This is a genomic window from Streptomyces cinnamoneus (genome assembly GCF_002939475.1).
GTDB classification, from domain to species: domain Bacteria; phylum Actinomycetota; class Actinomycetes; order Streptomycetales; family Streptomycetaceae; genus Streptomyces; species Streptomyces cinnamoneus_A.
In genome coordinates, this window is the sequence record NZ_PKFQ01000001.1 from 4,087,881 (window position 1) to 4,108,264 (window position 20,384).

Consider the following 20,384-nt stretch of genomic DNA (forward strand, 5'->3'; position numbering starts at 1 on the left):
GGGGTTCCCGTACCTGTCGGGTTCGTCGTTCTCCAGCGCAGCCGTCCGCCCGGCGCGCGGTGATGGCCGGCGCCCGCCATCGGCGGGTCCGGCCCCACCGGCACGGTGTGCCGGCTCGGAAGGAATGGCTGATGCGCATCCCGAAGGGCGCCCACACCCACACCGAACCTGCTCGGCTCGACCGCGGCCGGCCGCAACGGCCCGCCGCAGCACGCGACAGAGGGGGATTCAAATGATCAAAGGTGCCGGCTGGCTCCTCGTGTTCTTGGGGGCCGCACACACGCTCCTCGCCCTGACGATGGAGGGAGCCGCACGCCACGCCGGGGAGTGGTTCAGCGGGGCGCTGTGGGGTGAGGACTTCTCCGACATGAGCCCGGCCGGCAGCGCGCTCTGGCTGTCTCTGGAGAGTTTCGGCCCGCCGCTCCTCGTGGTCGGCCTGATCGTCCTGTGGTTGGACCGCCGTGGCATCACGCCACCGCCGTTCATCGCGTGGACGCTGGGGATCTGGGGGGTGGTGGACGCCGTCGTCCTCATCACCACGCCCTGGCCGCTCTTCCTGCTCGCGAACATCCTGCTGTTGGTCGGAGGCCGCCGCGCCGCCGGCCGCGGCTGAGCAGCACCGCACGTGCCCCTTGCTCCAGAGCCCAGGACCAGGGGCGTCGCGTCGAGAGCGGGCAGCGGACACAGCCGCTGGATCACCCGGCAGACCGTTGCACAGGGTGGTGGTGCGTGAGAGCGGCGAGCAGCCCGTCAGTGCACCAGCAGGTCGATCAGACCTGTCAGGTCCTCCTCGCCGCCGCCCTCGGCCAGGCGGCGGCGCATCAGCTCGAAGTAGGGACTGAGCAGTTCGGAGCTGACGCCCTGCTGCTCGGCGGTGCTCAGGAAGGTCGGCGTGCCGGCCACCTGCATGGCGAGGTTGGAGACGACATCCTTGGTGTAGTCACCGGTCCGCAGGTGGTCGGCGGTCTGGTGAACTGCCGGGGCCATCGCGATGAGCCAGTCGGCGAGCAGCGGAGCGAGCGCCGCGGGGTCGATGTCTTCCTTGCGGATCAGGGCGAAGGCGTGCGCGGTCCCGGCGAACATCCCGTACATGGCGCTGAGCAGGGCCACGTCGTGGAGGGCTGCGAAGCCCGCGTCCTCGCCTACGTAGGTGGTGCCGGCCGGGGCGGCCAACGTGTCTTGGTGCCGTTCGAACAGTTCCCGCGAGCCGCTGTAGAAGACGTAACCGCCGGCCTCCGGGACGCCGATCATGGGAGGGACAGCCATGATCCCGCCGTCCAGGTAGCGGGCGCCGCGGTCGCCGGCCCAGGCGGCGCGGTCCCGGGCCTGGGCAGGGGTGCTGGTGGTCAGATTGACCAAGTCCCTGCCGGCCAGGTCGGTGCCGGCCAGCGCCTCGCCGACCGAGGCGTCGTCCAGCAGACAGGTGACGACGAGCTTGTTCGCCGCGACCGCCTCAGCGGCGCTGTCCGCGACGTTCGCGCCCTCTGCGGCGAGCGCGTCGGCGCGGGCCGGCGTGCGGTTCCAGACGGTGAGCGGGTGACCGGCGGCAAGCCAGGTACGGGCCAGCGCGCTGCCCATCGCGCCGAGCCCCAGCAGTGTGACGGGGGTCTTTTCAACGGAGTTCTGTGCCATGCCGATTAGGCTCGTCGCAGACCCCGGGGTGATCAAGTACGCACTTCTGAGTGGGTGGTTACCGCGGGGTGAGCGAGCACGTCAGAAGGGGTGGGCATGACGACGCTGAACCGGCCGGGGGCACCAGGCGGACACGTCTGCGGGATCGACACCGCGATGGAGGTGATCGGCGGCAAATGGAAGGTGCTGATTCTCTGGGCACTTCACGAGCACCCCCACCGCCGCTTCGGCGAGCTGCGCCGACTGCTTCCGGGGGTCACCGAGAAGGTGCTGGCCTCTCATCTACGGGAGATGGAGTCAGACGGCGTCGTGCACCGCTTCTCCTACGACGAGGTGCCGCCCCGCGTCGAGTACTCGCTCACCGAGGACGGCACGCGCCTCAACGCCGCGCTCGAGCCGCTGGCTGCCTGGGGGCGCGAGCGGCGAACCGCCTGAGCGACTGAATCGAGGGTGGGGGTAGGCCTTGTGGCACGTGCTGGTCGTAGAGGCACCCTGATCACCTCCAGGACCGGTTCGCCCGGATCGCCTCCAGGGCCGGCTCGCGCTGTCGCTGCGCTCGTCAGCGGAGACGGCCACCGTCCCGAGCGCCGGGCCGGCCTTTCGGTCGCGCAGCGGCCGGGCCTCAGGCCGTAGCCCGCCGCTTCGTGCCGTGCAGCGGCGAAACCGCGGCGGTGGTGCGGGCAGTACGGCCCGCAGCGTCCGCTCACACGGTCCGCCGGACAAGCCTTAGGGCAGCGCCGTGGTCACCACACCAAGGCGTCCGAGGCGTTGGACTGCCAGTAGGTGACGGCCGCGCTGTCGTCGATCCACGTGCCCTTCGGGAGGGCGATCGAGTCGGGTCCGCCCTCGGAGCCGTCACCGCTGTCGAGGAAGACGTGCACGGTCCGGACGTCACGCCCGTTCTCCCCGGAGCCGTCGGCGGACGACAGCCGGATGCCCGCGTAGGCGGACTGGCCCGGCGCGAGCGTCACGACCGACTGCGGCGCCGACTCCTCGATCGCCTGGGCGCCGACGTACGTGTCGTTGTCGAAGCCCAGGAGCGGGGCCTTGACGAGGGTGCAGGACTCGGAGCCGGTGTTGGTGACGGTCAGCAGCTGGTGGTTGATCGGGCGGCTCACGTTCCGCACGGTGAAGTCGGCGGACGAGGTGGAGCAGAGCGCCTGGACCGGGCCGCGGTCCGCCTGCGGGGCGGCCTGGGCGGGAACGGCCGCCGTCGCCAGAACGGCGGCGCCGGACAGGGCGGCGGAAGCGATGAGACGTGCGAAGCGCATGGGGATGCTCCTGATGAGAGTCAGTGGCCGCTTGTCGCCCCGGTGTTCCCCGAGGCCTGATCAGCCTGCGGCGGTGCCCGTGCCCGCTTCAAGACTCATCCGGCATTCCGGCACGCCGGGACGGCCACACACGGCCTGACCTGCGCACATGCCAGGCCGTGGAACGCCTTGGTGGAACGCCGGCGGTCAGCCCTGGGGGGCGGGCGACCACCGGGCGGCCCCCGGCGGCTGCTGATAGGAGGGCCTGCCCGTGGAACCGCTGGTGCGGAAGGGTCTGCCCTGGTCGTCGATCCTGAGCACCCCGCGCCGGCTGCCGCTGGACCACTGCACTTCCAGATGCCATCGCACATCGTGCCGCCTGGCGTCGGCCTTGACGTAGAAGACCTCGGGGTCGGTCCGGCTGACCTTGTACGGGAACGCGCGCTGGCCGGCGATCGGGGTGAGGGCGGGTGCCCCGGCGTCGAGGTCGACGCCGAAGGACCGCGTCGCCACGTCACCGCCGCATCCGACGCCTGTGGCGTAGGCGTTCCAGGCGAGCGGCGCGTTCGTGCCGTCCACCCGGACGTGCAGTTCTTCGAGCACGACCGTGTTCGTGCCGGTCCCCTGCAAGGTGACCTTGACGAACTGGTTCTCGGCGCTGACGGCTCCGAGCTCGGACACCCAGGCGGGAGCGTCCTGCTCGATGGGAGGTTTCGGCATCTGGCCGGGGCTCCGGTTGACCAGGAAGCTCTGGGAACAGGGGCTTTCGTAGGCGTAGGGCCGGGTGTGGACGGTCAGCGGAGCGTCGCCCTGGTCGTCGCCGCCCTTGTCGCCACCGGCGTCCTGCTTGCCGGCGGATGAAGGGGACGTGGTGCCGTCCGGCCCGGCGGAGGCGGTGGGTTCGCCGCCCCCCTTCTCCTCTTCCTCCTCCGGGGAGGAGGACGGCGTGGCGACCGGGCTCGTCCCGGGCTCTCCGGGCTTGCCGGGCCCGCTCACCTCGGCGCCCCGGGGAGAGGAGGCTCCAGCGGGCCGGGTCCTTGTGCCGTCGTCGCCGCCGTCGGCGAGGCTGACGGCGAGCACGGTGGAGCCCATCACACAGGTGACGGCCAGGGCGGCCAGGGCGACCTTCCGGGACCGCCGTTCCCGCTGTGGGCGGCCCTTCGACGAGGCCGGGGGAGTCGGCCCGCCCGACCCCGTGCCGGTGGGAATGAGGGGTGCGTCCGCCACGCCGGATACCGGTGTCGTCGCCTCCTCCTCTGCCGGAGCCGTGGGTTCCGGCTGGGCGGCATCGGCTGGTGCTCCGTCCGCCCGCGGCTTACGGCCCCGCGCCGCGTCCGCGAGGATCCACTGCCGGTGGACCTGGATCAGCTCTTCCGGAGTGGCCTTGCACAGGCGCGCCAACCGCTCGACCGGAGCGAACTCCGTCGGCACGGCGGACCCGTTGCAGTACCGGTGCAAGGTCGACGTACTGACGTGCAGCCGCTTGGCCAGCACTCCGTAACTCAGGCCGGACCGCTCCTTCAGCGATCGCAGCGACTCCGCGAGATCGCTTGCCCCCACGCCACTCCTCCGTCCCATGTCCTCGTTCCAGAGAACACCCATTCCCCCAGGTCAGAGCCGGTGTCAACGTTCCAGCGTCCCTAACCGGCCAGCGGAGCTGGCGCCCGGGACACGGTGTCGCACAAGCTTTCGTCATCCAAGCACGCCGCTCCCGGGTCCGGTCGAGCGGCGCTCCGCTGCCCGCCCGTGAAGAAAGAGATCCGCCATGCGCGCCTCCGTCCGCCGGCCCCGTCTGCTCGCCGTCGCCTCCCTCGCGCTCGCCCTGACGGCGTGTGAGAAGGGAGGGGGCGTCCGCGAGGAGGGCGCCGCCTCGGAGCCCGTCGCCTCGGAGCCCACCCAGTCCCCGCAGACGCCGGCCCAGGACAAGCCAGCCGCCACGCCCGGCGGGACGGCCACCGCCAAGGCCCCCGCCACGAAGGCCACGAAGGGGACGGGTGGGTCGGGCACCGGCAAGGGAGGGGGTCGCGCGTCGGCGCCGGCCGCCGGCGCCGACCCGGACGCCCCGGCGAACCGCGTGCCCTGCACCGCCGACAACACCGAGGTCGTGGCCACCCCGGTCTCCCGCCCCCTCAACCACATGCTGCTCACGATCACCAACACGGGTTCCACGATGTGCGACCTGGCGGGCTACCCCGTCGTCAAGTTCGAGGGCGCCCAGTCCGTCCCGCCGGTCATGGAGCACACCAAGCCGCAAGCGGTCACCTCGCTCCGCCCCGGCAAGAAGGGCTACGCGGGCGTGATCCTGTCCGCCGGGGACGGTCGGGGTGGCGAGGGCTGCACGGCCCAGAGTCTGGAGATCGGCTTCCAGGGCAGCGACAAGATGACCGAAGCCGCCCTCCAGGCCAAGGGGGTGCACATCGACGACTCGCTGCGCGTCACGTACTGGCTGACCTCGGTTGAGGACGCCCTGTCCTGAGCGCGGAGTGTCCGCTGCGCCGCGGCGTGGGCTGCTGCCGCCGTCCTCCCGCCGGTCAGCTGTCGCCGTGCCGGAGGAGGACCTCGGCCCTGTCGAGACGTGACGCGCCGTCCGGTCGCCGGCCTGGGGCGCGGTGTCGCCGGGCTGGGCCGGTGGCAGAACGAGTACGGGTTCGGGAGATCGCTGACGACGAGGACCAGCGCCTGCTGCGCATCAGTCGGCGGGGTCGTGGGTGATCAGGTCGCCCGGCTGGCAGCGGAGGACATCGCAGATCCTCGACAGGGTCGAGAAGCGGATGGCCTTGGCCCGCCCGTTCTTGAGGACGGACAGGTTGACGACGGTGATGCCCACGTGTGCGGACAGCTCGGTGAGCGTCATGCCGCGCTCGGCGAGGATCCGGTCGAGGTGGATCCGGATCGAGTGGAGTTCCTCTTCGGGCATCAGATGGTCCCTTCGAGGTCCTCTCGCATGCGCACGCCGTCACGCATGATCTTCCCCCAGATCACTGCGGCGAGGCCGGCGAGGATGAGCACCATCGGTCCGGAGACCGTCGGCCCGGAACCCACGACCGGCGCCATGCTCCCGACGAGCCAGGACTGCGACCAGCCGACGACGAGGCCGGCCAGAGGGGCGCCCAAGGCGACGAACCAGCCGAGAACGGACAGCCGCCGCGACACCGTGTCGGTGAACGGGCCCTGCCGCAGGACGGCCTTGAGCAGCCGGGAGAAGAGCAGCAGCGCGAGGGAGCCGAACAGCAGCCAGGGCAGTTCGCCCCCGAGGTCGGCGGCGCGCTGACCCGTGGAGGGGCCGTCCTGGCACAGGCGCGTGGCGCTGCTGGACGCCTTCACGCCCTTGCCGATCGGCAGGCCTTCCCCGATGGAGGCGTTGCGCCAGAAGTCCGTCTGCACGCAGACCGCCCCGTCGTCGAGCATGTGGGTGACCGCTGTGCCGACGAATGCGAGCCCACAGAGCACCGCCAGCACGAAGGTCACCGAGGCCAGGGTCCTTGTGAGTCGCGTGTTCATCCCATTCTCCCCTATCGATTGTCGATATGCCTCAGGCTAGGCGGCATATCGATATTCGACAAGTGCGACCCGGCGCCGGGCGCGCCCTCTGGTCGCGCGGCGGCGCAGTCGCACGTCGTGCGACTGCGCCAACGGTCCGGCTCGCTTGCTTGAGCACGCGTCGGGGGCTGGGGCGGCGGCCCGTCGGCTCACCGAAAGGCCTTCCGGCTGCGCCCCCGCGTCACAGCGCGGCGGCTCGCCCGCGTACCAGGACGTTCTGCGCGTTCGGCCGCCCTGCCGGCCACCCACGCGATCACCACCGCCACGGCGACGGCCGCAAGCAACAGCACCAGGCACAGCCGCCCGGAGAGCTCAGCGCCGTACGGTCCTCCGGTCACTGCCTGGCCCAGGACGACGTACATCGCCAGGCCGAGGACCCCCGCCACGGCGACCGGCACGCCGAGTGCCCACACCGCCGTCGTCCTGAAGATGCGACCGTTTCCCGTGAGCACGGCCAGCGGTGCCAACGACCGCGCGAAGCGCAGGAACTCGGAGAACGCCGCGAAGACCATGGCCACGGCCAGTACGACCGTGCCGACGGCTCCCAGGAACGGCAGCCAGCGCGACTGGTAGCCCAGGGTGAAGGACTTGTTTCCCTCCAGCATGGGCTTGATGTTCGCGTCCGTGCTCAGTGCCAGACGAGCGGCCTTCTTCACCGCCGGGATGTCCAGGGCCTCGTCGGCGGCCGTGAAGACGACGTACCAGGCGTCGTCCCGGTCGAGCTTCGCCGTCTGCCCGTGCATCCCGGTCCCCCGTACTGCGGGCCCCGCCGACACGCGATCGGCGGGGCCTCCCCCCGTACAGCACCCCCGTCCCCCCGTGACAGCCCCCGTCGGTGGGCAGCGCGTACGCACCTGGTGGCCGTCGCGCCGGGCCTGGGGGGACCCTGTCCGCCGACCGGGGCTGACGAGGGACAGTCCAGCCCGAGCCGGGGCCGCCGGTCGAGACGTTTCCCGGTTTCCTCTCCGCGCGGGCGACTGGGAAACCGGCCCTGACCTGCGTGGACGTCCGTCGCGGTGGCCGGTCTCGCCGAGTGCCCGCCGGCGGGCGCCCGCAGCCCGCGGCTTCCTGCCGGGGCCGTCTTCGAGCCCCGGACTGCGACCTGAAGTGCGATTGATCCTTTCCGGCCCCCGCTGAAAGGATCTTCGGGGGTGTGGACCGGCACCCGGGAAAGCGTGAGGGGACCGATCAGTGGAAGACAGACGCCGCGACGTCGACGGCGCAACCGTCGGGGCGCCACCCTCGGGCACGGACCCGGCCGGGGAGCAGCTACGGCGGTTACGTCGCGAACGCGGTGTATCACTGGTCAAGCTCGCCCGCTCGGCGTTCTACAGCAAGGGATATCTGAGCAAGGTCGAAAACGGTGAGAAGCCGCTGACTCTGGAACTCGCGCGCGCCTGCGATCAGGCGCTGGAAACCGGCGGCGCACTCGAACGCATCGTTCTCCATCCGACCGCCGGCGGTGAAAGGCCCCGGCGGCGGGAGGACGATGAGGCGTGCCCGTACCAAGGGCTCTCGCCGTTCGAGCAGGAAGACGCCCGCTGGTATTTCGGGCGGGAGGAGACCGTCGCGCACCTGGCGTCCCGACTCGCCCAGCATCTCCACCGTCCGGGCCCCCTCGTGCTCACCGCTCCCTCCGGCGCGGGAAAGTCGTCCCTCCTGCGAGCCGGACTGATCACGGCGCTGCGCCGGGGGGTTCTGCCCGTCGACGGATCGCGGAACTGGCCGGTGAGCCTCTTCACGCCCGGGGAACAACCCGTGGCGGCACTCCTGGAACAGCTGGCCGCGACGACCGGGGCGAGCCGGCGGGCACTTGAGAAGTCCCTCCAGCGGGGGCCCGGGGAACTCGCGGCGATGGTGCGGGCGGAAGTGACCGAGCGGTTCGCCCGAGCCCCGGAACCGGAGACGGAGCACACCGGGCCGGCGGAAACTCCCGCCGCCGCCCCGCGCACGGCCGCGGTCGTCGTCATAGTCGACCAGTTCGAGGAGGTCTTCACCCTCTGCCAGGACGCCGCCGAGCGGTCGTCGTTCATCGAGACGCTGACCGCCCTGACCGAGCCCCCGGCGCCGGAGGACGACGGGCTGCCCACCGCCGTGGTCGTCCTGGGCATGCGGGCCGACTTCTACGACCGCTGTCTGGCCTTCCCCGGACTGGCCTCCTCGCTCCAGGACGGTCACGTCGCACTGGGTCCCCTGAGCGACGCCGCGTTGCGCGAGGTCATCGTGGGTCCGGCCCGGGCGGCCGGGCTGACGGTCGGGCCCGGGCTCGTCGAGGTGCTGTGCCGCGACCTCGGCCGGGCACCGACGGGCGAGGCGGCCGGAAACCCCTCCCGGACCAGCGTGCTGCCCTTCCTCTCGCACGCGCTCCTGGGCACCTGGCAGCACCGTGAGGGCACGGCCCTGACGGTCGCGGGCTACCAGCGGACCGGGGGCATCTGCGAGGCCGTCGCCGCCACCGCGGAACAGGCCTACGTCTCGCTGCCCGCGGAACTGCGTCCCATCGCCCGCCGCGTGCTGCTCCAGCTCGTCCGCATCGGCGAGGACCACGAGGCCAGCCGCCGGGCCGCCCGTTCGAACCTCCTGGAGGGCGGCACCACACGGGAGGCCGTCGAGGCCGTCCTGGGGGTGTTCATCCAGGCGCGCATGCTGACGGCGGACACCGACCACGTGGGGCTGGCCCACGAGGTCCTGCTGCACGCCTGGCCCCGGCTGCGCCAGTGGATCGACGAGGACCGGGCCGACCTCCACGCCCACCAGCTCCTCGCCGAGGCCGCCGCGTTGTGGGACCAGAGCGGGCGCGACCCCAGCATGCTGTACCGGGGGAACCGTCTGTCCGCGGCCCGGGACCGGCAGGGCGACCCCGGCCCCGCCATCGCCCTGCCGGCCGTCGTCCGGCGGTTTCTCGAAGCGAGCGCCGAGCTTGAGGCCACCGAGGAACGCAGGGACCGTGACCGTGTGAAGCGGCTGCGGCTGCTGGTTTCCGGGCTCGCCACCCTGCTCGTGCTCACGCTCGTGGCGGGCACGTCCGCCTTCGTGGAGAAGCGGTCGGCCGAGGAACAGCGCCGCATGGCGGCGTCCCGCGAACTGTCCGCCCGGGCCGACCTGCTCAACCGCGACGCGCCCGAGGCGGCGACGCTCTCCGCGCTCAGCGCCTACCGGCAGGCGCACACCGGCCAGGCGCGCGGGAGCATCATCAGCGCCTACGCGCGTTACCGGGCGAACGAGTTCACCGGCCACGACAAGCCCGTCAACGCCGTCGCCTACTCGCCCGACGGCCGGACGCTGGCGACCGCGAGCGACGACCACACGGTCAAGCTGTGGAACGTCACCTCGAAGCGCCTGATCACCACCTTGCGCGGGCACACCCGGGGCGTCGACGCCCTGGCCTTCTCGCCCGACGGCAAGGTCCTCGCCAGCGGAGGGGAGGACGGCAGCGCGAAGCTGTGGCACCTGCCGACGAACACGGTGATCGCCACGCTTGCGGGGCACCGGGGCGCCGTCCTGACCGTCGTCTTCAGCCGCGACGGCGGGACCCTGGTCACGGCCGGCCACGACAGGGACGTCAAGCTGTGGGACACCGTCACGCACCAGCTCACGGCCACCCTCAGCGGCCACACCCAACAGGTCATGGGAGCCGCCTTCTCGGCCGACGGCCGGACGCTGGCCACCGTCTGCAACGACCACACGGTCAAGCTGTGGGACACCGCCACGCGCAAGGAGACGGGCACCCTCACGGGCCACTCCGACTCCGTCATGGCCGTGGCCTTCTCCGCGGACGACCGGATCCTGGCCACCGCGAGCGCGGACCGGACCACGATGCTGTGGGAGACCGCGACGAACCGCCCGCTGGCCGTTCTCACCGGTCACACCGACCAGGTGATGGACCTCGCCTTCTCCCCCACGGACCGCCGGCTGGCCACCGCCTCCTACGACGGCACGGTGCGCCTGTGGGACCCGGCCACGGGGGAGTCCACCACCACGCTGCGCATCGGACAACCCGTCCAGGCCCTGGCCTTCTCGCCGGACGGCCGTCACCTCGCCACCGCCCTGCTCTCCTCCCGCGGCTCCCTCCCGCCCACCGCCGGCGGGCAGGCGGGACGGGCGGACGGGACCAGGATCTGGGACGTCTCCTCCGGGCAGGCCGTCGCCACCTTCCCCAACGGGACGACGCCCCCGACGTCGGCCGTCGTCTCGCCCGACGGCCGGACGCTGGCGGTCGGCGACACCGACGGTCTGGTGACGCTGTGGAACCTCGCCGACGACCAGCCCATCGTGACGCTGACCGGTCATTCCGCCGCCGTCACGCAGCTGGCGTTCGCACCGGACGGCCGGACACTGGCCAGCGGCTCCGCCGACCGGACCGTACGGCAGTGGAATCTCTCGACCTTCGCGGAGGACGCCGTCTTCACGGGGCACGGCCAGGCCGTCCTCGGCGTGGCGTTCAGCCCCGACGGGCAGCTCCTGGCGGCGGCGGGGGCCGACCACACCACCCGGCTGTGGGACACGCGCTCCCGCCGGCTCGTGGACACCATCATCGGTGACACCGACAGCGCGGCCACGGTGGCGTTCAGCCCGGACGGCCGGACCCTGGCCAGCGGCAACTACAACGGATCCGTGCGGCTGTGGGACGTCCCCGCGCGCCGGACCACCACGGTCCTGCGCGGGCAGAACGCCACCACCTGGGCGGTCGCCTTCAGTCACGACGGCCGGCTGCTCGCCACGGCCGGGGCCGACGGGGACATCCGGCTGTGGGACGCCGCCACCCACAGGCCCGTCACCACGCTCACCGGCCACACCGGCGAGGTGCGGGCCCTGGCGTTCAGCCCGGACGGCCGGACCCTGGCCAGCGGCGGCGCCGACCGGACCGTGCGGCTCTGGGACACCACCGGGCGCCGGACGGAGGCGACGCTGACGGGCCACGAGGGTGACGTCACCTCCGTGGCGTTCGCTCCTGACGGCCACACCCTGGCCACCACGAGCGCGGACCGGACCGTACGGCTGTGGGAACTCGACGCGGACGCCGTGGCCACCCGGATCTGCCAGATCAGCGCCACCCACCAGTGGCCCGCCAAGGGGTGCCCGGGGGCCGGCCGATAGCCGCACCCCGGCCGGGCCGGTGCCGGTCTCCCCTCACCGCACCGGCCGAGGCCCCCGCCGCCATGCGCGCCGACGGGCGCGCCTCGGTGCCGGGGGCCGGGGGAGCCGGGTGTCTCTCCCCGCGCCCGGTGACCGTTCGGCCGCGCACCGGCGGGCCGCGTCGAACGACCCGGCGACGGATCCGTGCGTCGCCGTCCCCGGCTGCGGGCCGGAGGCAACGCCCCGGGCCGCAAGCCGGAGGAACCACCCCGGCCCGTCGCCTGTGCTTCGGCGCACACGAGTGGCCGTTGCACCCGAATCCCCGGGGGAGATGGCAGGCTTGGGCCATGCGCCCGTGTCTTCCTGGTCTTGCCGGCTCCGGAATCGCCGCCGCCCTGATCGCGATGTCCGTCGCCGTGCCCGCCGTCGCCGACGAGGGCACCGCCGCCGACACCCCCTCCGCGTTCACCATCGAGGACGCCCGCGTCAAGGAGTCCAGCGGGCTCGCCGCCAGCCGCGCGCACCCCGGGATCTACTGGACGCACAACGACAGCGGCGACGGCGCGTACGTCTTCGCCGTCGACAGCCGCACCGGGCGCACCGTCGCCAGGGTCACCCTCGAAGGCGTCGACCCGCGGGACGTCGAGGCGATCTCCCTCGGGCCCGACGGGAACCTCTACCTCGGCGACACCGGTGACAACCTCGGCGGCACGTGGCCCGAGGTGTGGATCTACCGCTTCGCCGAACCCAAGGAACTCAAGGGCGAGATCACCGTCACCCCCACCCGCTACACCGTGCGCTACGACGACGGCCCCCGTGACGCCGAGTCGCTGATGGTGCACCCCAAGACCGGGCGGGTGTACATCGTCAGCAAGAAGAAATCCGGCAAGGGCGCGCTGTACGAGGCGCCCGAGACCCTCTCCGCCTCCGGCGTGAACACCTTCCGGCGGGTGGCCGACATCAACACCTGGGCCACGGACGCCGCGTTCTCCCCCGACGGCACACGGCTTGTCGTCCGCAGCTACTTCGAGGCCCGCGAGTACCTCTGGAAGGACGGCCGTCCCGTCAAGGAGCTCGGGCGGCCGACCGTGCCCCTCCAGCGACAGGGCGAGTCGGTGACGTTCACCCTCGACGGGCGGTACCTGATGTACGGGAGCGAGGGCGCCCGCAGCCGCGTGACGCCCGTCAAGCTGACCGGTGAACTCCTGCCCGACAGCGCCCCCGAGGGGGACAAGGGCGCCGGCCGGTCCGGCAGGGGCGGGGACCAGGCCGCCAGCGGGGACGACGGCGGGGGCGGCCACGACCGTGACCCCGACCTCGCCGTGGGAGCCGGCCTGATCGCGGTGGTCACCGCCCTGATCGTCGCGCTGCGCCGACTGCTGCGGGGGAAGAAGACCGGTTAGGCTTCCGTCCCTCCTCCCCGCTTCCCACAGGTCCCGTCTCCTGCACGTCCCTGTTTCCTACAGGCGCTCGATGACGTAGTCCACGCAGGCCGTCAGCGCCTCCACGTCCGCCGGGTCGATCGCCGGGAACATCGCCACCCGCAGCTGGTTGCGGCCCAGCTTCCGGTAGGGCTCGGTGTCGACGATGCCGTTGGCGCGCAGCGCCTTGGCGATCGCGGCCGCGTCGACGTCGTCGGTGAAGTCGATGGTGCCGATGACCTGGGAACGCTTGGCGGGGTCCGTGACGAACGGCTCGGCGTGCTTGGACGCCTCGGCCCAGCCGTAGAGCGCCCGCGCGGAGGTGGCGGTGCGGCGGACCGCCCAGTCGAGGCCGCCCTGCCCGTTCAGCCACTCCAGCTGTTCGTTGAGGAGGAAGAGGGTGCTCAGGGCGGGGGTGTTGTAGGTCTGGTTCTTCAGGGAGTTGTCGATGGCGGTCGGCAGGGAGAAGAACGCGGGGACGTGACGGCCGGAGGCGTGGACGCGGGCGGCGCGTTCCAGGGCGGCGGGGGAGAAGGCGGCCAGCCACAGGCCGCCGTCGGCGGCGAAGGACTTCTGCGGGGCGAAGTAGTAGACGTCGGTCTCGGCGATGTCGACGGGCAGTCCGCCGGCACCGGAGGTGGCGTCGACCAGCACCAGCGCGTCCTCGTCGGCTCCGGGGACGCGGCGCAGCGGGGCGGCGACACCGGTGGAGGTCTCGTTGTGGGTGAGGGCGTAGACGTCGACGCCCGCTTCGGCCCGCGGCTCGGGGTGGGTGCCGGGCTCGGAGGCGATCACGGTGGGCTCGGCCAGCCAGGGCGCGAGCTTCGCGGCCGTGGCGAACTTCGAGGAGAACTCGCCGAAGGACAGGTGCTGGGACTTCGACGCGATCAGGCCGTGGGTGGCGATGTCCCAGAAGGCGGTGGAGCCGCCGTTGCCGAGGACCACCTCATATCCGTCGGGCAGGGAGAAGAGCTCCCGCACTCCCTCGCGCACCCTGCCGACCAGGTTCTTCACCGGTGCCTGCCGGTGTGAGGTGCCCAGCAGGGAGGTGCCGGTGGCGGCCAGCGCGTCGAGCGCTTCCGTACGCACCTTGGACGGGCCAGCGCCGAAACGACCGTCGGCGGGCTTGATGTCAGCGGGGATCCGGATCTCAGCCACGGCCGCAGCCTAGTGCCTGACCGCCGGTATCCGGCCAGCGGATTTCACTCTGTGAGACGTCGACGTCCACCTCTTCCCCCCGTCGCGGTGGACGATGGGCCCATGGCCGATCACGAACGACGGGACGGGGACCTGAGCCGGGCCCTGGCGCGCGCCCTGCGCCCGGTGGTCCGCGGCGAGGTCGCCTTCGACGCCGGGAGCCGTGCCCTGGTGACCATGGACGCCTCGAACTACCGCCGCGTCCCCCTCGGCGTCGTCGCCCCGCGCGACGCCGACGACGTCGCGGCGGCCCTCGCCGTCTGCCGCGCGCACGGGGTGCCGGTGGTGCCCCGCGGCGGCGGCACCTCGGTGGCCGGGCAGGCCACGGGGGAGGGCGTCGTCCTCGACTTCACCCGGCACATGAACACCCTCGTGCGCGTCGACCCGGAAGCGCACACGGCCGTCGTCCAGCCGGGACTGGTGCTGGACGGGCTGCGCGCGGCGGCCGCCGCGCACGGGCTGACGTTCGGGCCGGACCCCTCCACGCACGGGCGGTGCACGCTCGGCGGGATGATCGGGAACAACGCCTGCGGCTCCCACTCCGTGGCCTGGGGGACCACGGCCGACAACGTGTGCGCGCTCGAGGTCCTCACGTACGGCGGCGAGCACGCACGTCTGTCCCGGGGCACCGAGGGCCTGCCGCCGCGCCTCGCCGACGGGCTGCGCGCCCTCACCGCGGAGAACCTCGCCCTCCTGCGCACCCGCTTCCCCCGCCTGCCGCGCCGCATCTCCGGCTACGCCCTGGACGCCCTCCTCCCCGAACGGGGCACGGACGTGGCCCGGGCGTTCACCGGCGGCGAGGGCACCCTCGGGGTGGTCACCGAGGCGACCGTCCGCCTCGTCGAGGCGCCCCCCGCCCGGGCGCTGGTCGTGCTCGGCTACCCCGACGAGGGCGCGGCGGCCGACGCCGCCCCGTCGCTGCTGCCGCACGGGCCGTTGACGGTCGAGGGCATGGCCACCGACCTGGTGGGCCGCGTCGCCGGGCTCCCCGAGGGCGGCGCCTGGCTGTTCGCCGAGGTCGGCGGCGCCACGCCGGCCGAGGCGGCGGACCGGGCCGCGGCACTCGTCCGCGCGGCCCGCGACGGCGGCCCCACCGGCCACCTGGTGCTCACCGAGCCCGGCGCCCAGCGCGCCCTGTGGCGCGTACGGGAGGACGCGGCCGGCTTCGCCACGCGGCTGCCCGACGGCGGCGAGGCGTGGCCCGGCTGGGAGGACTGCGCGGTCCCGCCGGAGCGCCTCGGGGCGTACCTGCGCGACTTCCGGGCCCTGCTGGGCCGCTACGGACTGCGGGGTGCGCCCTACGGGCACTTCGGCGACGGCTGTGTGCACGTACGCCTCGACGTCGACCTGCTGACGTCCGAAGGCGTGCGCCGCTACCGGCGGTTCTCCGGCGACATGGCCGACCTGGTGGTCGCGCACGGCGGTTCGCTGTCCGGCGAGCACGGTGACGGACAGGCGCGGGCGGAGCTGCTTCCGCGCATGTACGGGCCGCAGGCCGTCGCGCTCTTCGAACGCTTCAAGGACCTGTGGGACCCGCTCGGCGGTCTGAACCCCGGGATGGTCGTCCGCCCCTACCCCCTCGACGCGAACCTGCGCTTCGCCGTCCTGCCCGGGAAGCCGGTCGACGTGGAGTTCGGCTACCGCGACGACGGCGGGGACTTCGGCGCGGCGGTGCGGCGCTGCGTCGGCGTCGCCAAGTGCCGTCAGACGACGGTGGACACGGGCGTGATGTGCCCGTCGTACCGGGTCACCGGCGAGGAACGGCACTCCACGCGCGGCCGGGCCCGGCTGCTGCACGAGATGCTCGCCGGTGAGGTCGTGACCGGCGGATGGCGCTCGCAGGAGGTGCGCGAGGCCCTGGACCTGTGCCTGGCCTGCAAGGGGTGCCGCAGCGACTGCCCGGTGGGGGTCGACATGGCCACCTACAAGGCGGAGTTCCTGCACCACCACTACGCCGGCCGGGTGCGGCCCGCCGCCCACTACGCGCTGGGATGGCTGCCGCTGTGGCTGCGGGCCGCGGCGGCGGTGCGGGCCGCGCCCGTGCTCAACGCCGCCGCCCGCACCCCCCTCGCCGCGCTCGCCAAGCGGCTGGGCGGCCTGGCCGCGGACCGGACGATCCCCGAGCTGCCCGGCGAGCCGTTCACCCGCTGGTGGCGGGCCCGCGGGCCCGGGCGGCCGGCCGGGGACGGTGTGCCCGTCGTGCTGTGGCCCGACACGCTCACCACCCATCTCTCCCCGGAGACCGGCCGGGCCGCCGTCGCCGTCCTGGAGGACGCGGGACTGCGCGTGATCGTGCCGCCCCGGCCCGTCTGCTGCGGGCTCACCTGGGTCTCGACCGGGCAGCTCACCCGCGCCCGCGCCGTCCTGCGCCGCACCCTCGACGTCATGGCCCCCGCCCTCGCGGCAGGCCTGCCCGTCGTCGGCCTGGAGCCGAGCTGTACGGCCGCCCTGCGCACCGACCTGCCGGAGCTGCTGCCCGACGACCCGCGCGCCGCCCGACTCGCCGCCGCCGTCCGCACCTTCGCGCGGACCGTCGAGGAGTACGCGCCCCACTGGACGCCGCCGCGCGTCGGCCGGCCCGTCGCCGGGCAGACGCACTGCCACCAGCACGCGGTGCTCGGCGACGCCGCCGAGCGGCGCCTGCGGGAGAAGGCCGGGCTGACCGGGCCGCTCAGCGGCGGCTGCTGCGGCCTGGCCGGCGACTTCGGCTTCACGCGGGGCCACGAGGAGGTGTCCCGGGCGTGCGCCGAGGAGCAGCTGCTGCCGTCCCTGCGGCAGGCGCCGGAGGGCGCCGAGATCCTCGCCGACGGCTTCTCCTGCCGCACCCAGATCGGCCAGCTCGCCGGCGTGCGCGCCCGGCACCTCGCCGAAGTGCTGGCCCAGGCGCTGCGGGAGAGGAACGACCCGGCGCCGCCCGGCCGAAAATAATGCAAGCACGCTTGCTTGTTTCTCCGGGCGCTGTCACCCTCCGGTGGCATGCCCGTGCCCTTACTCCGAATCGGCAACGCCTCAGGCTTCTACGGCGACCGCTTCGACGCGCTGCGCGAGATGCTCACCGGCGGCCCTCTCGACGTCCTGACGGGTGACTACCTGGCCGAGCTGACCATGCTGATCCTCGGCCGGGACCGGCTGAAGGACCCCGGTCGCGGCTACGCCCGCACGTTCCTGGGCCAGTTGGAGGAGGGGCTGGGCCTGGCGACCGACCGCGGCGTGAAGATCGTCACCAACGCCGGGGGGCTGAACCCGGCCGGGCTCGCCGAGCGCATCACCGAACTCGCCGACCGCCTGGGGATCCGCGCCCGCGTCGCCCACGTCACCGGCGACGACCTGATCGGCGAGGGCACCTGGGCGCCCGGCACCCTCACCGCCAACGCCTACCTCGGCGGCGCCGGCATCGCCGAGTGCCTGCGGGCGGGCGCGGACGTGGTCGTCACGGGCCGCGTCACCGACGCGGCGCTCGTCTCCGGGCCCGCCGCCGCGCACTTCGGCTGGCGGGCGGACGACCTGGACCCGCTGGCGGGAGCGGTCGTCGCCGGGCACGTCCTGGAGTGCGGCACCCAGGCCACGGGCGGCAACTACGCCTTCTTCGGCGAGCACGACGTGCGCCACCCCGGCTTCCCGATCGCCGAGATCCACCCCGACGGCTCGGCCGTCATCACCAAGCACCCCGGCACCGGCGGCGCCGTCACCGTCTCCACCGTCACCGCGCAGCTGCTGTACGAGACGGCGGGCGCCCGCTACCTCGGGCCGGACGTGACGGCCCGGCTGGACTCGGTGCGGCTCACGCCCGACGGCCCCGACCGGGTGCGGATCAGCGGAGTACGCGGCGAGGCACCGCCGGCGACCCTCAAGGTCGGGCTCACCCGGCCCGGGGGCTGGCGGCACGAGGTCGTCTTCGTGCTGACCGGCCTCGACGTCGAGGCCAAGGCCCGGCTCGTGCGCGCCCAGCTCGACGGCGTCCTCGCCACCCACCGGCCGGCCGAGGTGCGGTGGACCCTCGCCCGCACCGACCGGGCCGACGCGCCCGTCCAGGAGGAGGCGAGCGCGCTGCTGAGGCTGGTGGTGCGCGACCGCGACCCGGAGGTGGGGCGCGCCGTCAACGCCGCCTGCGTGGAACTGGCCCTGGCCAGCTACCCCGGCTTCCACGTGACGGCGGCGCCCGGGAAGGGCACGCAGTACGGGGTGTTCGAGGCGGCGTACGTCGACGCGGACGCCGTGCGGCACGTGGCGGTGCTGCCGTGCGGCAACCGGGTGCCGGTGCTCCCGGCGCCCCCGGTGCGGGGGACGGCCGCGCCGCCGCCCCGGCCCGTGCTGCCGGAGCCGCTGCCGGCCGGGCCGGTGCGCAGTGCCCCGCTCGGGCTGGTCGCCGGGGCGCGCAGCGGCGACAAGGGCGGCGACGCCAACGTGGGGGTGTGGGTGCGCGACGACGACGCCTGGCGGTGGCTCGCGCACGCCCTGACCGTCGACCGGTTCCGGCAGTTGCTGCCCGAGACGGTCGGCTACCGCGTCGAACGGCACGTGCTGCCGAACCTGCGGGCGCTGAACTTCGTCGTCGACGGGCTGCTCGGCGAGGGCGTCGCCTCCCAGTCCCGCTTCGACCCCCAGGCCAAGGCCGTCGGCGAATGGCTGCGCGCCCGCCACCTGGAGATACCGGAGGTCCTGCTGTGACCGTCCTGGCGTCCGCGCTCGACACGGCCGGCCCCGGGTACGCCGCCAACCGGGCCGCGATGCTCGACAAGCTGGCCGCGATCGAGGCCGAGCACGCCAAGGCGGTGGCCGGAGGCGGGGAGAGGTACACCGCCCGGCACCGGGCGCGCGGCAAGCTGACGGCCCGCGAGCGTGTCGAACTGCTCCTGGACCCCGACACCCCGTTCCTGGAACTGTCCCCGCTGGCCGCGTGGGGCAGCGAGTACCCCGTCGGCGCCTCCCTCGTGACCGGCGTCGGCGTCGTCGAGGGCGTTGAGTGCGTGGTGACCGCCAACGACCCGACGGTGCGGGGCGGCGCCAGCAATCCCTGGACGCTGAAGAAGGCCCTGCGCGCCAACGAGATCGCCTTCGCCAACCGCCTGCCCGTCGTCTCGCTCGTCGAGTCCGGCGGCGCCGACCTGCCCGGCCAGAAGGAGGTCTTCATCCCCGGCGGCGGGCTCTTCAGGGACCTCACCCGGCTGTCGGCCGCAGGGATCCCCACGGTGGCCGTCGTCTTCGGCAACTCGACGGCGGGCGGCGCGTACGTCCCCGGCATGTCCGACCACGTCGTCATGGTCAAGGAGCGGGCCAAGGTCTTCCTCGGCGGCCCGCCGCTGGTGAAGATGGCCACCGGGGAGGAGAGCGACGACGAGTCGCTGGGCGGCGCCGCCATGCACGCGCGCGTGTCGGGCCTCGCGGACCACTTCGCCGTCGACGAGCCGGACGCGCTGCGCCAGGCCCGGCGCGTCGTCGCCCGGCTCAACTGGCGCAAGGCGCACCCCGCGCCGGGCCCTTTCGCGGACCCGCTGTACGACCCGGAGGAACTCCTCGGCGTCGTGCCCGGCGACCTCAAAGTGCCCTTCGACCCGCGCGAGGTGCTCGCCCGCGTCGTCGACGGTTCGGACTTCGACGAGTTCAAGCCGTTGTACGGGCCGAGCCTGGTCACCGGCTGGGCGCGCCTGCACGGCTATCCCGTGGGCGTCCTCGCCAACGCCCGGGGGGTGTTGTTCAGCGCCGAGTCCCAGAAGGCCGCCCAGTTCATCCAGCTCGCCAACCAGCGCGACATCCCCCTGCTGTTCCTGCACCACACCACCGGCTACATGGTCGGCCGCGACTACGAACAGGGCGGCATCGTCAAGCACGGCGCCATGATGATCAACGCGGTGGCGAACTCGCGGGTCCCGCACCTGTCCGTGCTCATGGGCGCCTCCTACGGTGCCGGGCACTACGGCATGTGCGGGCGGGCCTTCGACCCGCGCTTCCTCTTCGCCTGGCCGAGCGCGAAGTCCGCCGTCATGGGCCCTCAGCAGCTCGCCGGCGTCCTGTCGATCGTCGCGCGGGCGTCGGCGGCCGCGAAGGGCCGGCCCTACGACGAGGAGGCCGACGCCGGGCTGCGCGCGATGGTCGAGCAGCAGATCGAGGCGGAGTCGCTGCCGGCGTTCCTGTCCGGGCGGCTGTACGACGACGGGGTCATCGACCCGCGCGACACGCGGACGGTGCTCGGGATGTGCCTGTCCGCCGTCCACACCGCGCCGGTGGAGGGCACCAGGGGCGGGTTCGGCGTCTTCCGGATGTGAGGGCT

At 73.4% G+C, this 20,384-nt stretch carries 15 protein-coding genes; 8 read left to right on the top strand and 7 right to left on the bottom strand.

All coding sequences use genetic code 11. The features are described from left to right. The first annotated feature begins 232 nt into the window (after positions 1–232). Positions 233–613: a DUF6463 family protein gene (locus tag CYQ11_RS18065; RefSeq protein WP_099201781.1), complete on the top strand. Its 381-nt coding sequence runs from the start codon at positions 233–235 to the stop codon at positions 611–613. A 137-nt stretch (positions 614–750) separates the two neighbouring features. Here the strand turns inward: CYQ11_RS18065 and CYQ11_RS18070 are convergent, their stop codons facing one another. Then, the gene (locus tag CYQ11_RS18070) at positions 751–1,632 is read right to left on the bottom strand and encodes an NAD(P)-dependent oxidoreductase (protein WP_099201780.1); all 882 of its coding nucleotides are present in this window, start codon (positions 1,630–1,632) and stop codon (positions 751–753) included. 96 nt (positions 1,633–1,728) lie between these two features. On the opposite strand from CYQ11_RS18070, the gene CYQ11_RS18075 reads away from it, so the two are divergent. After that, positions 1,729–2,067: a winged helix-turn-helix transcriptional regulator gene (locus CYQ11_RS18075; protein ID WP_099201875.1), complete on the top strand. Its 339-nt coding sequence runs from the start codon at positions 1,729–1,731 to the stop codon at positions 2,065–2,067. Between the two features lie 308 nt (positions 2,068–2,375). On the opposite strand, the gene CYQ11_RS18080 is transcribed toward CYQ11_RS18075, so the two are convergent. Further along, entirely contained in the window at positions 2,376–2,903 is a 528-nt protein-coding gene (locus CYQ11_RS18080) for a DUF4232 domain-containing protein (RefSeq protein ID WP_099201779.1), read from the bottom strand. A 186-nt stretch (positions 2,904–3,089) separates the two neighbouring features. After that, positions 3,090–4,442, bottom strand: coding sequence for a helix-turn-helix domain-containing protein (locus tag CYQ11_RS18085; protein ID WP_240003628.1), 1,353 nt, complete (start codon positions 4,440–4,442; stop codon positions 3,090–3,092). Positions 4,443–4,647: 205 nt separating this feature from the next. Here CYQ11_RS18085 and CYQ11_RS18090 point away from each other — a divergent pair, with 205 nt between their 5' ends. Then, positions 4,648–5,358 (top strand): DUF4232 domain-containing protein, encoded by a 711-nt coding sequence (locus CYQ11_RS18090; protein WP_099201778.1) that lies wholly within the window; start codon positions 4,648–4,650, stop codon positions 5,356–5,358. Positions 5,359–5,571: 213 nt separating this feature from the next. Here CYQ11_RS18090 and CYQ11_RS18100 read toward each other — a convergent pair whose 3' ends face one another. The 3 genes from CYQ11_RS18100 to CYQ11_RS18110 form a co-directional block, all read right to left on the bottom strand. Further along, a complete protein-coding gene (locus CYQ11_RS18100) occupies positions 5,572–5,799 on the bottom strand; it encodes a helix-turn-helix domain-containing protein (protein WP_099201777.1) in 228 nt (75 codons plus the stop codon). Next, positions 5,799–6,383, bottom strand: coding sequence for a DUF2975 domain-containing protein (locus CYQ11_RS18105; protein ID WP_099201776.1), 585 nt, complete (start codon positions 6,381–6,383; stop codon positions 5,799–5,801). Before CYQ11_RS18105 ends, CYQ11_RS18100 begins: the two co-directional genes overlap by 1 nt. Positions 6,384–6,571: 188 nt before the next feature. Beyond that, on the bottom strand, positions 6,572–7,165 hold the full coding sequence (locus tag CYQ11_RS18110; protein WP_099201775.1) for a hypothetical protein: 594 nt from the start codon (positions 7,163–7,165) through the stop codon (positions 6,572–6,574). 448 nt (positions 7,166–7,613) lie between these two features. On the opposite strand from CYQ11_RS18110, the gene CYQ11_RS18115 reads away from it, so the two are divergent. Together CYQ11_RS18115 and CYQ11_RS18120 are read left to right on the top strand one after the other, a co-directional pair. Next, a complete protein-coding gene (locus tag CYQ11_RS18115; RefSeq protein WP_099201774.1) occupies positions 7,614–11,519 on the top strand; it encodes an nSTAND1 domain-containing NTPase in 3,906 nt (1,301 codons plus the stop codon). A gap of 326 nt (positions 11,520–11,845) precedes the next feature. Next, entirely contained in the window at positions 11,846–12,901 is a 1,056-nt protein-coding gene (locus CYQ11_RS18120; RefSeq protein ID WP_099201773.1) for a TolB-like translocation protein, read from the top strand. A 57-nt stretch (positions 12,902–12,958) separates the two neighbouring features. Here the strand turns inward: CYQ11_RS18120 and serC are convergent, their stop codons facing one another. Beyond that, positions 12,959–14,077: a phosphoserine transaminase gene (gene serC, locus CYQ11_RS18125; protein ID WP_099201772.1), complete on the bottom strand. Its 1,119-nt coding sequence runs from the start codon at positions 14,075–14,077 to the stop codon at positions 12,959–12,961. 102 nt (positions 14,078–14,179) lie between these two features. Here serC and CYQ11_RS18130 point away from each other — a divergent pair, with 102 nt between their 5' ends. From CYQ11_RS18130 to CYQ11_RS18140, 3 genes are read left to right on the top strand one after another with little or no spacing between them, the layout of a single operon-like run. Then, positions 14,180–17,044 carry an FAD-binding and (Fe-S)-binding domain-containing protein gene (locus CYQ11_RS18130; protein ID WP_099201771.1) on the top strand — a complete coding sequence of 955 codons (2,865 nt, stop codon included), beginning with the start codon at positions 14,180–14,182 and terminating at the stop codon, positions 17,042–17,044. A gap of 48 nt (positions 17,045–17,092) precedes the next feature. Beyond that, entirely contained in the window at positions 17,093–18,784 is a 1,692-nt protein-coding gene (locus tag CYQ11_RS18135; RefSeq protein ID WP_099201770.1) for an acyclic terpene utilization AtuA family protein, read from the top strand. Beyond that, on the top strand, positions 18,781–20,379 hold the full coding sequence (locus CYQ11_RS18140) for an acyl-CoA carboxylase subunit beta (protein ID WP_099201769.1): 1,599 nt from the start codon (positions 18,781–18,783) through the stop codon (positions 20,377–20,379). Before CYQ11_RS18135 ends, CYQ11_RS18140 begins: the two co-directional genes overlap by 4 nt. The last annotated feature ends 5 nt before the right edge of the window (positions 20,380–20,384 follow it).

Excerpts from the sequence above, each read along its gene's own strand:
- CYQ11_RS18065 (WP_099201781.1), top strand. The coding sequence starts at position 233 with ATGATCAAAGGTGCCGGCTGGCTCCTCGTGTTCTTGGGGGCCGCACAC.
- CYQ11_RS18070 (WP_099201780.1), bottom strand. The coding sequence starts at position 1,632 with ATGGCACAGAACTCCGTTGAAAAGACCCCCGTCACACTGCTGGGGCTC.
- CYQ11_RS18075 (WP_099201875.1), top strand. The coding sequence starts at position 1,729 with ATGACGACGCTGAACCGGCCGGGGGCACCAGGCGGACACGTCTGCGGG.
- CYQ11_RS18080 (WP_099201779.1), bottom strand. The coding sequence starts at position 2,903 with ATGCGCTTCGCACGTCTCATCGCTTCCGCCGCCCTGTCCGGCGCCGCC.
- CYQ11_RS18090 (WP_099201778.1), top strand. The coding sequence starts at position 4,648 with ATGCGCGCCTCCGTCCGCCGGCCCCGTCTGCTCGCCGTCGCCTCCCTC.
- CYQ11_RS18100 (WP_099201777.1), bottom strand. The coding sequence starts at position 5,799 with ATGCCCGAAGAGGAACTCCACTCGATCCGGATCCACCTCGACCGGATC.
- CYQ11_RS18105 (WP_099201776.1), bottom strand. The coding sequence starts at position 6,383 with ATGAACACGCGACTCACAAGGACCCTGGCCTCGGTGACCTTCGTGCTG.
- CYQ11_RS18110 (WP_099201775.1), bottom strand. The coding sequence starts at position 7,165 with ATGCACGGGCAGACGGCGAAGCTCGACCGGGACGACGCCTGGTACGTC.
- CYQ11_RS18120 (WP_099201773.1), top strand. The coding sequence starts at position 11,846 with ATGCGCCCGTGTCTTCCTGGTCTTGCCGGCTCCGGAATCGCCGCCGCC.
- CYQ11_RS18130 (WP_099201771.1), top strand. The coding sequence starts at position 14,180 with ATGGCCGATCACGAACGACGGGACGGGGACCTGAGCCGGGCCCTGGCG.
- CYQ11_RS18135 (WP_099201770.1), top strand. The coding sequence starts at position 17,093 with ATGCCCGTGCCCTTACTCCGAATCGGCAACGCCTCAGGCTTCTACGGC.